Genomic DNA, 12,167 nt, shown 5'->3' on the forward strand with positions numbered 1-12,167 from the left:
GCGGGGAGTTACTCCTGATGACCGTCCGCGAGCAGTGCGAGCAGCTCGGGGTCGAGGATCTCGACCTGCCGGGTCCCGGTCCGCACGATGCGCTGGTCCCGCAGCAGCCGCAGCGCCTTGGCGACGGCCTCCCGGGTGGCTCCGACGGTGGCGGCCAGCTCGTCCTGGGCCAGGTGGACGACGGTGCCGGCGGGCAGCGGCCGCGGCGCGGACGGCGTGTAGGGGCCGGCGGGTTCGGCCCGGGAGAGTTCGGTGAGCCGCACGGCCAGGCGTTGCAGAACGGTGAGCGAGGCGAGCGCGGACCGCTCCTGGTCGGCGCTGCGGAGCCGGAAGGTGAGCTGACGTATCACCAGTCCGCTGACCCGGGGGTGCTGGGCGAGGAAGCGGCGGAACGCGTCCCCCGGGATGACCTGCGCCGCGGCGGGCCCCAGCGCCCGCACGGTGGCGCTACGGGGATGGCTGTCCAACGCCGCCATTTCGCCCAGGAGTTCGCCGGGTCCGCGCAGGCCGAGTATCAACCGGGTGGCGCCACGGTCCGTAGCCACGGAAACGGTCACCCAGCCCTCAAGTATGATCATGACGTGACCGGACCGGTCCCCCTCCGACAGGAGATGGGTATCGGCCGCGTAGAGCTTGCGGTTGCCGAGGGCCATGACGTTCTCGTGCTCGTGGGCCGTCAGGGCGCGCGCGAATGCCAGGTCGTTGCCGAGCAGCCCCATGGCCCCTCCCCCCGCGGCAGGTCCGGACGGCTGATTTTGATAGGCGTTGATGCTCCCAGAGCGCCGTCTTCAAGGGTGTGGTTCACGCCACATCGCATATACCGACCGGTAACAGCAGAAGTGCCAGTTGGACGGCCTGGGTGCCGCCACTCTCTGTCGTGCCTCTCTCACTCGCCCGGTGGTCCGTGCGCGCGCGGTGGCCCCCCGGCACCCGGCGCCCACCCCGGACCATGAGGTCAGGGGCCACATGCGGGCAGGGCCGGGCTCATTGGTGCGCGAAGGGGCGTGAGGGGGCGCGAGAGACGGACTTGGCGAGAACTCGGGTTTCTGCCGGGAGCGGGGGATTGGACCCGGTACGAAGGGAGGTCGCCCACGTGGTGGCGCGCGCCGCCGCACGGGCGTCGCCCGGCCGCGGCGCCTCGCCCCAGGGGTGCCCTGGTTCCCGTGGTGCTTCCCAGGCCGGGGTTCGAGCGCGGCGCCTCGCCCCAGGGGTGCCCTGTACGCGTCAGGGGTGAGTGGGCGCGTCCTCGCCCAGCCGGGCGCGCAGGGTGCCGGCGAACTCCTCGGCCCGCCCCAGCTGCTTGCGCAGGTCGGCGACGCGCTCGGCGGCGGCCTGCTCGAAGTGGCGTACCCGCCCCAGGAGTTCCTCGCGCTCGGCGCCGGCCGGGGGCGGGACCGCGTCGAGGTGATCGGTGGCGTCGAGGAGGTCCCGCATCTGGTCGAGGGTGAAGCCGAGGGGCTTCATGCGGCGGATCACCATCAGGCGGGCGACGTCGGTCTCGGTGTAGAGACGGAATCCGCCCCGGGAGCGGGCCGAGGGGATGACCAGGCCGGTCTCCTCGTAGTGCCGGATGGTGCGCAGCGACAGCTCGGTCCGCGCGGCGACCTCGCCGATCTGCATGTGCTCGCTGCTCACACGGGCGCCTTCCTCGTCTGGCGATCTCTACCGTAACGTTAGAGTAGAGTGTGCGGCTGTCAGGGTTGATCCACCGCTGTCGCGTGTTCATGGTGCGGGACGGATCCGCCACAAACCAAAAGCCGTTCCGGGACCGATGACGCCCCCGGACGCCGGTACTCGACCCCGGCGCTCCGTCCGGGCTCTCCGCCCCGGCTCTTCGCGCCGCCCCGCACGCGATGCCGTCCCGCACGCCCCATGCCGCCCCACACGCCCCATGCCCTTCCGCACGCCCCTTGGTGGCTCCGGGCGGGCCCGAGCACGACAGGTTCCGCTTCTCTTGACTTCCTCCGCACTGTCCCCGGCCGCGCGGCTGCGCGGTCTGCGTCCCGACTGGATGCGCGACCCGAAGGTCTGGCGCACCGAGATCCTCGCCGGGCTGGTGGTCGCGCTCGCGTTGATCCCCGAGGCGATCTCGTTCTCCGTCATCGCCGGGGTCGACCCGGCGATCGGCCTGTTCGCGTCCTTCACCATGGCCGTGACGATCTCGGTCGTCGGCGGCCGCCGCGCGATGATCTCCGCCGCGACGGGCGCCGTCGCCCTGGTCATCGCCCCGCTCAACCGCGAGCACGGCTTCGGCTACCTGGTCGCGGCGGTGATCCTGGCCGGCGCCTTCCAGATCGTCCTGGGCGCGCTCGGCATCGCGAAGCTGATGCGGTTCGTGCCCCGCAGCGTGATGGTCGGGTTCGTCAACTCCCTCGCCATCCTCATCTTCACGGCCCAGGTCCCCGAGATGCACGACGTGCCCTGGCCCGTCTATCCGCTGCTCGCCGGCGGCCTCGCCCTGATGGTGTTCTTCCCGAAGGTCACCCGGGTGATCCCGGCCCCGCTCGTGTCCATCGTCATCCTCACCGTGATCACGGTCGCCGCGGGGATCGCGGTGCCGACCGTGGGGGACAAGGGCGAGCTGCCGTCCGCCCTGCCCGTACCGGGCCTGCCCGATGTGCCCTTCACCCTGGACACGCTGACGACCATCGCCCCCTACGCGCTCGCGATGGCGCTGGTCGGGCTGATGGAGTCGCTGATGACGGCCAAGCTGGTCGACGACATCACCGACACCCACTCCTCCAAGACCCGGGAGTCGATCGGCCAGGGCGTCGCCAACATCGTCACCGGTTTCCTCGGCGGCATGGGCGGCTGCGCCATGATCGGCCAGACGATGATCAACGTGAAGGTCTCCGGCGCCCGCACCCGCCTGTCGACGTTCCTGGCGGGCTCGTTCCTGATGGTGCTCTGCATCGTCTTCGGCCCGGTCGTCTCCGACATCCCCATGGCCGCGCTGGTCGCCGTCATGGTCATGGTGTCCTTCGCGACCTTCGACTGGCACTCCATCGCCCCGAAGACCCTGAAGCGGATGCCCGCCGGGGAGATCGCCGTCATGGCCATCACCGTGGCCTGCGTCGTCGCCACCCACAACCTCGCGATCGGCGTCGTCGTCGGCACCGTGACCGCCATGGTCGTCTTCGCCAGGCGCGTCGCCCACCTGGCCGACGTCACCGCCGTCGTCGACCCCGACGGCACCCAGGTCGTCTACTCGGTCACCGGAGAGCTCTTCTTCGCCTCCTCCAACGACCTGGTCACCCGGTTCGCGTACGCCACCGACCCCGACAGGGTCGTCATCGACCTGACGGCCACCCACATCTGGGACGCCTCCTCCGTCGCGGCGCTCGACGCGATCGAGACCAAGTACGCCCAGCGTGGCAAGACCGTCGAGATCATCGGCCTCAACCAGCCCAGCGCCCGGATCCACGACCGGCTCAGCGGCGAACTCACCGGCGGCCACTGACCGCACGGCCACGGCTCCCACAGCTGTGGCTCCCGCGGCCCGCTGCCATGTGACGCGGGGCGGCGCGCCCGCCCGACGCCTGACCACACTCCTCGCCGCCTGCCGCGACGCGTAGGGCGGTGCTCCGGGCGGCGAGGGGGCTGCCGGGCGGTGCTGAGCGGCCGGGCGGTGCTGAGCGCGTCCGGGCGGTGCTGAGTGCCCGGACGGGCGGGGGCCTCAGCGATCCGCTTCGTCGGAGCGGGACCTGTCACGGATCGCCGCACCGGCCCACCGGGCGAAGCCGGCCACGTTGTGCGGGCAGCGCCATCGGGCGCCGCGGTCAGGGTCCTCGCCCGCCTCGTCGAGGTCTTCCCACCGGTACTCAGAATCCCCGGCCAGCAGCGACAGCAGCATGCCGAAGGACTCCAACTGCCCGTCCGGATCGCCGTCGTCGCAGGGGTGGGCCGGGTGGTCGCACGCACCGTTCGCCAGGCCCGGATCCGAGGCAACGGCCAGCAGCGCCACCGAGGCGCGGTCCGCGACCTCCGGTTCCGCGTCCCATATCGCGTGGCCGTACATCAACACCAGCCCCAGCGTGAAGAACGCCGTCGCGTCCGGGTCCCGGGGCACGGCAGCCCGTGCCGCGTCGAGCCGTTCCGCACAGCTCAGCACGGTCTCGTCATGCTCCCCCAGGTAGTACCCCTGCCGAATCGACTCCCAGTCATCGGCCAGTTCCTGCGCATCGTCAATCATGATCAGTACGACGTCCGGCGCGGCACGGCGGTTCGCCTGGGGGGCCGAGCGATGGGAACCGTCCCGGCGGCCGGGCCCGATGGTGCCTCCCGGCGTCGCTGTCGCCGACAGCCGCGCAGGCTCCTGGTGAAGCCCGCGCAGGCTCCTGGTGAAGCCCGCGCAGGCTCCTGGCGGGGTGTCCCGGTGCGCTACCCGGCTGTCGGTGTGCCGCCCGAGCGCAGGGTCAGCAGCGTGATCTCGCTCGGGGCGAAGACCCGGAAGGGCGGGCCCCAGAAGCCGGTGCCCCGGCTGGTGTAGAGCTGGGTGCGCTCCCCGTGCCGGCTCAGGCCGCTCACCACCGGCTGGTCGATCCGGACGAGGAAGTTGAACGGCCAGATCTGGCCGCCGTGGGTGTGCCCGGAGATCTGCAGGTCGATGCCGGCGGCGGCGGCCTGCGGGACGAACTTGGGCTGGTGGGCGACGAGCAGGACCGGCTGGTCCGGGTCCGTCCCGGCCAGCGCGCCGAGCAGGTTCGCGCTGTGACCGGCCAGGCCGGAGGACTCCGCGGTCACGTCGTCCACGCCCGCCAGTACGAGGGAGTCTCCGTCGCGCTCCACCACGACATGGCGGTTGTGCAGCGGCTCCCAGCCCAGTTCCGCCATCCGGTCCAGCCAGCCCTGGGCCTCGCTGCCGTACTCGTGGTTCCCGGTGACGTAGACCTTGGCCAGCCGGGACCGGACCGCCCCGAGCGGCGCGGACTGCTCCCGGCGCTGGACCGGGGTGCCGTCGGCGATGTCACCTGCGTGGACCACGACGTCCGCGTCGAGCGCGTTGACCGCCTCGGTCACCCGGGCCGACCAGCCCGCCCGGTCGATCGGCCCGTAGTGCGTATCGGCCAGCACGACGACCCGCGTCCCGTCCAGACCGCCGCCGAGCCTCGGGACCCGGACGTCCAGCCGCTTCACCCGGGGGACCCGCATGGCCTCGTAGTGGCCCCAGGCCAGCAGCCCGGCCGAGACCACGGCGACGGCCACGGAAACGGCCCTGGCCCGGCCGGTGCCGCCGACGCCGAGCCCCATCAGCACGAGCTCCACCAAGCCGCCCAGCACGGACCAGGTGAAGAGCACCCAGATCATCCCGAGACTCGTGTCCGCGATCCGGGCGGCCCGGTCGGAGCGCCGTCGCCCGTGGCCCGCGACCATCAGGAAGGGGAACGAGACCATCCAGGCGGCGAGGACGACCGTGCCGGCCAGGAAGACCGGGAACGGCCAGTCCGCCCCGGAGGCGAACAGCGACCACCAGGGCGGCAGACACAGAACGAGCAGGACGAGCAGCACCACCCCCACCCGCCGCACCGAAGAGCCCCGCCGCCGCCTCGCACCCCTGCGGGAGTCCGGCCTGCCGGAGTCGGGCCTGCCGGAGTCGGGCTTGCCGGTGTCGGGCTTGCCGGAGTCGGGCCGAAGGCCCGGCTCGGAGCCGATGGATCCACTGTCTGCCACTGCGTTGCCCCTCACGTCCGCTCCTCCCATCATCCGGCACGCGCCGGCCACCGGAACAGGGCGGGCCGCTTGCCCTCTGCCTGCCCCCTGGCAGATCCCTGGCGGACCCCTGACGGACCCCTGGCGTCAATAGTTCGTGGCGCGAATTGTCAGGATTTCCGGTGCTACTCTGGGGGAGTGGATAAGCGTGATAGTGACCAGATCGGGATTGTGGCCGCGCTGGTGCGGTCGTCGTTCCTGGTGAACTCGGTGTATGCGGAGTCCGCCCGGAAATTCGGATTGCCGCCGCAGCAGGGCCAGTTGCTGTGCGTGCTGATGCCGAGGCCGTACGGCATGAGCGAGTTGGGGGCGATGCTGCGGCTGGCCAAGTCGAGCCTCACCGGCCTGGTGGACCGCACCGAGCGCAACGGCCTGGTCCGGCGCGAGGCGGACGCGCGGGATACGCGCTCGGTACGTGTCGCGCTCACCCCCCAAGGGGCCAGGCTGGTCCGGGAGTTCTACGACGAGACCTGCCGGAGGGTCGAGGAGTTGCTCCCGAGCCTGGGGCCGGTCGAGCGGGACGCGCTCGCCGGACTGCTCGGCCGCGTCGTGCTGGACAACGAGGTTCCGGTGGTCTTCGCGGCGCAGGAGGAACGGGCCCCTGTCGACCGCGAGAGCTGAGGCCACTGTCGCCGCGTCCTCCGAATGAGGGTTGCAGTTCGCACTACGAACTAATATTGTTCGTAGCACGAACTGCAACCCTTTCTTTCTGTGGAGTGTGCCGTCATGAGTCGTACTGTCGCGGTCATCGGTGGAGGCTATGGGGGCGTTGCGGTCGCCAAGGCGCTGGAGTCCGAGGCGGATGTCGTCCTGATCGACCCCCGCGACGCGTTCGTCAACGCGGCCGCTTCGCTGCGTGCGCTGACCCGGCCCGACTGGGCGGGCAACATGTTCTTCCCCTTCGAGACGCTGCTCACGAAGGGCAAGGTGATACGCGACCGCGCGGCCTCGGTCGACGGCGACGGCGTCACCCTGGCCTCGGGTGAGCGTGTAGCCGCGGACTACGTGGTGCTGGCCACCGGCTCCAGCTACTCCTACCCCGCCAAGCCCGCCTCCGACTCGGTCGGCGAGGCCCTCGGTGACCTGCGGCGCACGCACGAGGAGCTGCGCGGGGCCGACAAGGTGCTGATCCTCGGCGCGGGTCCGGTCGGGCTCGAACTGGCCGCGGAGATCCGGGAAGTCTGGCCGGACAAGCGGGTGACGGTCACCGACCCGGCCGAGCAACTGCTCCCCGGCGTCGTGCCGGAGGTGGTCGAGGACCTGCGCGGCCAGCTGGAGGCGCTGAACATCGGCTTGCGTCTCGGGATCGCCCTCAAGGAGTCGCCGGGAACCGAGCCCGGCGTGGCCGGGGCCTTCACCGTCACCACCAGCGGTGGCGAGGAGATCGCCGCCGACATCTGGTTCCGTGCCTACGGGACGCGCACCAACAGCGACTACCTCGCGGACGGCAGGCTCACCACCCGTACGCCGCAGGGCCAGGTCCCCGTGACCGAGTTCCTCAACGTCGAGGGCCACGAGAACGTCTACGCGGTCGGCGACGTCACCGACGTCGCGGAGGTCAAGATGGCCGGCTACGCGATGCGGCACGCCGAGGTGGTCGTCAAGAACATCACCGCCCGGCTGAGGGGCGAGCGGCCCACGGCCACGTACCGGCCGCTGCCCTTCCCCACGATCCTGCTCCCGCTCGGCACGAAGGGCGGTGTCGGCCAACTGCCTTCTCCCGACGGTCCGGTCGCCGCCCCGACCGCGATGGTCTCCGAACACAAGGGTGCGGACCTGTTCACCGCCCGCTTCACAGCCCAGTTCGGCCCCACCGCCTGACCGGTCCGGGGCGCCGATGTTCAAATGTCTGATGTTTGTGTACGGTGCCTGCATGAAACGCATCAGCGCACCGCGGCGGACGGCCAGCCTGTCCGCTCAGCTCGTGGACAGTCTCCGCTCGCACATCGAGTCGGGCGGGTGGCCGGTGGGGACACGGATCCCGGCGGAGCAGGCCCTCATCGAGGAGCTCGGGGTCGGACGCAGCACGCTGCGGGAGGCGATCGGCGCACTGGTGCACCTGGGCCTGCTGGAGCCCCGGGCCGGGGACGGCACCTACGTCCGTTCGTCGAGCGAGCTCCAGTCGGTCATGGTGCGGCGGGCGAGCTCCGCGCAGCGGGACAACGTGCTGGAGCTGCGGACCGTGCTGGAGGAGTACGCCTCCGGAACCGCGGCCCTGCGCCGCAGCGAGAGCCAGTTGCAGCAGCTGCGGGAGCTGCTGGCCGACGCGGACGCGGCCTGCGCCGGCGAGGACACCGCCGCAGCCACGAGCGTCGACGCGCTGTTCCACCGGGCTGTGGTCCGGGCGAGCGGGAACGACCTGCTGATCGAGGTGTACGACCACCTCGGTACGGCGCTCACCTCATCCCTGGGGGGCCTGCCCTGGGACACCGTCCACGCCGAGGAGCACGCGCTTCTGCACCGGCGGCTCGTGGACGCGATCGAGTCCAGGGAGCAGGACGGCGCCCGCGAGGCCGCGGCAGCGATCGTCCAGCTCACCCGCGACCACGAGCCCCGTACGCGACGAGCGGCGGAGGACCGATGAGCACCCGGCCGGCCCCGACGCCCCGCAGGCACTCCGCCTCCGGATCACCGACGCCCGAGCCCGCCCGGCCCGGATCACCGACGCCCGAGCCCGCCCGGCCCGCCGTGCCGCTCGGGTTCGTCATCGCCATCTGCCTCGTGGCGGCGAACCTGCGTACCACCCTCACCGGTGTCGGCGCCCTGCTGCCGGAGATCGAGCGGGGCAGCGGACTGACGTCGAGCTGGGGCGGGCTGCTGAGCACCCTGCCGCTGCTGACGTTCGCCGCGACGTCACCCCTGGTCGCCCGCGCCTCCCACCGGTTGGGCAGCGCACGCCTGCTCGTGGCGGCGCTCGGTGTGCTGGCCGTCGGGACGGTGGTCCGCTCCCTTCCCTCCGTCATCTGCCTGTTCGCCGGAACGGTGATCCTCTCCGCCGCCATCGCGTTCGGCAACGTACTGCTTCCCGCTCTGATCAGGCGGAACGTGCCCGCACACCGCATCCAGGCTGTCAGCGCCCTCTACGTGACCGTCATGGGCCTCATGGCCGCGGTCTCCTCCGGGGTCTCCGCGCCGCTGGCCCACACCGTGCCGGGTTCCTGGCACACCGCGCTGGCCTGGGGCGTCGCCTTCACCGTCGCGGCCTTCCTCGCCTGGCTGCCCCGGATGCGAGGCGACAAGCCGCAGGAGTCCACCACCGCCGGGGCCCACAGCCCGGTGCCATGGCGGTCACGGCTCGCCTGGCAGGTCACCCTCTTCATGGGCCTGCAGTCCCTGGCCTTCTACACCGCCATCGCGTGGCTGCCCAGCATCCTGACCGACCGGGGCACGAGCAGCACCACGGCCGGATGGATGCTCTTCTACTACCAGGTGGTCTCCCTGGCGGCCAGCAGCCTCCTGCCCCTGCTCACCCGGGGCCGGCACGACCAGCGCTGGACCGCGGCCGGGGCCTCGGTCCTGGTGGCGGGCGGCTTCACCGTACTGGTCGCCGCCCCCGCGCTGTCCGTCCTGGCCTGCACCCTGCTCGGCCTCGGCGGCGGCGCCTCCCTCGTCCTCGCCCTGACCTTCCAGAGCCAGCGCGCCGACACCTCCGGCGAAGCCGCCGCACTGGCGGGCATGGCACAGTCCATCGGCTACCTCGTGGCAGCGGCCGGACCCCTCCTCCTCGGCATCCTGCACGACACCACGCACAGCTGGACCCTCCCGCTCACCGCCCTGGCCGCCCTCGGCCTCGCCACGGCGCTCGCCGGCCACGGCGCGGGCCAGGACCGCCACATCCACCAGCCCTCCCACTGACCGGACCGCGACATGGAGCCGCACCGGTCCGACGTGGACCTGAACCACGAGTACCCGACCTGCGCCGGAACGGGCTGCGCCCGAAGTACGGGCCTGACCTGTGGGACAGGCGGCGGCTACTTGCTCGCCGGATTGGGGTGTACCGCAGTGAATGAGAGCGGAATCGGGACCACGCCGGCGTTCATTTACCGGCTTCCGGGCCGTACCACTGCATGGCCTGGCCGGTGACGGCGGCAATGCATGCGAAGTCGTGGTCGCGGTGCAGGAGGGTCAGTCCCTGGAGTTCGGCGGTGGCGGCAACGACGAGGTCGACTGCTCCGGCGCTGCGGTGTTGACCACGCTCGGTCAACAGCTCCTGCACCTGCCAAGCGCGATCGTACGCACGGTCGTCGACGGGCACCCAGCCGAAGAGCGACTGCAGGTCCTCAATGCCGCGCGCACGGTCTGCGGCGGAGCGGGCGCTGTAGAAGAACTCCAGGTCGGTGACGGGGCACGTCGCGATGAGCCCGGCCGAAGCGGCCTGGTCCCAGCCGAACCGTTCGGCGTCGCCGCGGAGGAACCGGGCGAGCGCACTGGTGTCGATCAGGAACTGTGCCGCACTCACCGCCGGTAGTTCCTCTTGTCCTCGAAGAGCTCCAGGTCGAAGCCCCCCTCGCTCGCCGTGGCCCGCAGCCGAGTGAGGGCAAGCGCCCGTCGGCGGTTCTCAAGTACCTCGCGCAGAGCGCTGTTGACCGTCTCCTTCTTGGTGCCGGTCCCCAACGCTTGAGCCACGTCGGCCAGCAGCTCGTCGTCGAGGTCGATCACTGTGCGACTCATTGAGTACCTCCGCTGATATCGGCTCGCATGAAAAGTATATCTCGCTGGATATACCCAGCTGCTTCCGTGGTGACGCAAGGAGTCGGCCTACCGTCCGGTGCCGGCCACGCCGAATGCGACCGACCGGGAGGCCGAAGCGTGGGGTGGTTCACCACGGCGCCGACGGCCTCCGGAACCACCGGTTCGGAAGAGGTGCGAGGCGAGGGTCGGGCATCCGCGAGATCCTCGCGGCCCCGGCCCCGGCCTCAGCAGCGGCCGGGGCGCGCGTACACCGTGATCACCGAACCGTCGACCGTGCGCTTGCCGCACGCCTCGAAGTGGTCAGCGAGCGTGTCCCGCTTCACCCGGACCGTGGCATTGTCCTCCACCGCCACGCCCGATGGTGAGGCGACGACGACGATCCGGTGGCGAGCGAGCATTCGAGCGCGCAGTTGGCCGGGGGCCACCTCGGTGCCGTACAGGCTGTGCGAAGTGAGCGGGTCGCGTGCCCTTGCCAGATCCACATCCGGGACGGGCCTCCCGGGCTCGGCGAGTTCCCAGGCCCTGCGCTTCACGGACAGGTACACCACGCCGTCGTCGGGCCGGACGGTCTCGCGCAGGGCGGCGGCGAGCGCGGTCATGTCGTCCGAACGGCTCGCGGGAGTGCGCAGGTCCAGGGCCGTCGGCACCAGTGCCACGCAGGCGGTGACGGCCGAGACGACCGCGCCCGCGCGGATCATGCGCCCGCGTCGCAGCACCCGGTCGAACGCGGCGCCGAGCAGCAGCGCGATCCCCGCGACGCCATAGAGCACGTACCGGTCCAGGTACAGCGGCTTGGCCAGGGACAGGAGCATCAGGAGTCCGGTTGGCGCGAGGAACAGGCCGAGACCGAGGACGACCAGCCGGCGCTCGCACGCGGTGCTGCGGCTCCGTCGGCCCGCCGTGGCGATCCATACCGCCGCCAGGGCCACGCCCACCATGAGTGAGAAGTGGGCGTACTCGTCAGGCTTCGTGGCGTCCAGCCAACCCACCTGGATGGACTGCCGCATACTCACCAGCACAAGCGGGGCGAGCCCCACAAAGACGCACACAGCCGCCGCCACGAAGGTCCGGCGCATCGCGCGCGGCACCACCAGGGCATGCGCGGCCAATGCGAGCACCGCGAACTCGTGCACCAAGCAGGCCGTGAGCAGCAGCGCCGTGTACGCCGCCCACGCGCTACGCCGATCGCGCTCGACCGCTCGCACCAAGGCGTAGGTCGCCCAGACGACAAGGGCGCACACCAGCGCGTACGAGCGGCCCTCCTGCGCGTACCGCTGCACCCCTGGCAGAGCGACGAACACGATGCCCGCGCACAGCCCGGCACGCGGCCCTGCCAGGTGACGGCCGATCATCGCGACACCACCGGCGGCCGCCGCTGCGGCGAGCACCGAGGGCAGCCGCAGCACGACGACGTCCGTACCGAAGACGCCGAACAGGCAGTGCATCAGCAGGTAGTAGAGGCCGTGCACCGCGTCGATGTGTTCCAGCGTCTGCCACAGATCGGGAAGTTCGCGACTCGCCAGTCCGATGGTCACGGCCTCGTCATGCCAGACGGCACCATCGCGCCGCAGGCCCCAGAGACCCAGCATGAGAGCCAGCAACGCCGGCACGCCCACAACGCACCGTCGGCCGAGGGCCGCTGTCGCACGGGGAGCGGGCGTGGTGCGCGACTGTGTGAGGAGCGTGGGGGGCTGGACGCTGGCGATGGCTGACTCCGGCAGGGCTCGACGAGTGGGACAGGTCGAGTCCAGCCGCCGGGGAATTGA

The 12,167-nt window shown here is 71.4% G+C and carries 12 protein-coding genes; 5 read left to right on the plus strand and 7 right to left on the minus strand.

Going from position 1 to position 12,167, the window contains the following annotated elements; genetic code table 11:
- Window positions 1-8: 8 nt before the first annotated feature.
- Window positions 9-719, minus strand: a complete 711-nt coding sequence (locus ACZ601_RS20630) for a Crp/Fnr family transcriptional regulator (RefSeq protein WP_440579124.1) — start codon at window positions 717-719, stop codon at window positions 9-11.
- Between the two features lie 505 nt (window positions 720-1,224).
- Complete coding sequence (locus ACZ601_RS20635) at window positions 1,225-1,635, minus strand: MerR family transcriptional regulator (RefSeq protein WP_328696211.1); 411 nt, start codon at window positions 1,633-1,635, stop codon at window positions 1,225-1,227.
- Between the two features lie 376 nt (window positions 1,636-2,011).
- On the opposite strand from ACZ601_RS20635, the gene ACZ601_RS20640 reads away from it, so the two are divergent.
- Window positions 2,012-3,460 carry a SulP family inorganic anion transporter gene (locus ACZ601_RS20640; protein ID WP_469540091.1) on the plus strand — a complete coding sequence of 483 codons (1,449 nt, stop codon included), beginning with the start codon at window positions 2,012-2,014 and terminating at the stop codon, window positions 3,458-3,460.
- Window positions 3,461-3,676: 216 nt separating this feature from the next.
- Here the strand turns inward: ACZ601_RS20640 and ACZ601_RS20645 are convergent, their stop codons facing one another.
- Window positions 3,677-4,192, minus strand: a complete 516-nt coding sequence (locus ACZ601_RS20645) for a hypothetical protein (protein ID WP_469539912.1) — start codon at window positions 4,190-4,192, stop codon at window positions 3,677-3,679.
- 188 nt (window positions 4,193-4,380) lie between these two features.
- On the minus strand, window positions 4,381-5,526 hold the full coding sequence (locus tag ACZ601_RS20650; RefSeq protein ID WP_469540094.1) for a metallophosphoesterase: 1,146 nt from the start codon (window positions 5,524-5,526) through the stop codon (window positions 4,381-4,383).
- A 345-nt stretch (window positions 5,527-5,871) separates the two neighbouring features.
- Here ACZ601_RS20650 and ACZ601_RS20655 point away from each other — a divergent pair, with 345 nt between their 5' ends.
- The 4 genes from ACZ601_RS20655 to ACZ601_RS20670 all read left to right on the plus strand — a co-directional run bounded on the left by ACZ601_RS20655 (window position 5,872) and on the right by ACZ601_RS20670 (window position 9,564).
- Window positions 5,872-6,330, plus strand: a complete 459-nt coding sequence (locus tag ACZ601_RS20655; protein WP_469540097.1) for a MarR family winged helix-turn-helix transcriptional regulator — start codon at window positions 5,872-5,874, stop codon at window positions 6,328-6,330.
- A 105-nt stretch (window positions 6,331-6,435) separates the two neighbouring features.
- The gene (locus ACZ601_RS20660; RefSeq protein WP_469539914.1) at window positions 6,436-7,530 is read left to right on the plus strand and encodes an NAD(P)/FAD-dependent oxidoreductase; all 1,095 of its coding nucleotides are present in this window, start codon (window positions 6,436-6,438) and stop codon (window positions 7,528-7,530) included.
- Between the two features lie 52 nt (window positions 7,531-7,582).
- The gene (locus tag ACZ601_RS20665; RefSeq protein ID WP_469539917.1) at window positions 7,583-8,293 is read left to right on the plus strand and encodes a FadR/GntR family transcriptional regulator; all 711 of its coding nucleotides are present in this window, start codon (window positions 7,583-7,585) and stop codon (window positions 8,291-8,293) included.
- Window positions 8,290-9,564 carry a CynX/NimT family MFS transporter gene (locus tag ACZ601_RS20670; RefSeq protein WP_469539919.1) on the plus strand — a complete coding sequence of 425 codons (1,275 nt, stop codon included), beginning with the start codon at window positions 8,290-8,292 and terminating at the stop codon, window positions 9,562-9,564. The genes ACZ601_RS20665 and ACZ601_RS20670 overlap by 4 nt, the downstream gene beginning before the upstream one ends.
- A 181-nt stretch (window positions 9,565-9,745) precedes the next feature.
- Here the strand turns inward: ACZ601_RS20670 and ACZ601_RS20675 are convergent, their stop codons facing one another.
- From ACZ601_RS20675 to ACZ601_RS20685, 3 genes are all read right to left on the minus strand, one after another.
- On the minus strand, window positions 9,746-10,168 hold the full coding sequence (locus ACZ601_RS20675; RefSeq protein WP_469539922.1) for a PIN domain-containing protein: 423 nt from the start codon (window positions 10,166-10,168) through the stop codon (window positions 9,746-9,748).
- Window positions 10,165-10,380: a type II toxin-antitoxin system VapB family antitoxin gene (locus ACZ601_RS20680; protein WP_469539925.1), complete on the minus strand. Its 216-nt coding sequence runs from the start codon at window positions 10,378-10,380 to the stop codon at window positions 10,165-10,167. The genes ACZ601_RS20675 and ACZ601_RS20680 overlap by 4 nt, the downstream gene beginning before the upstream one ends.
- Before the next feature lie 245 nt (window positions 10,381-10,625).
- Entirely contained in the window at window positions 10,626-11,990 is a 1,365-nt protein-coding gene (locus ACZ601_RS20685) for a glycosyltransferase family 39 protein (RefSeq protein WP_469539928.1), read from the minus strand.
- Between the last annotated feature and the right edge of the window lie 177 nt (window positions 11,991-12,167).

This window comes from Streptomyces sp. NPDC104307 (assembly GCF_055584045.1).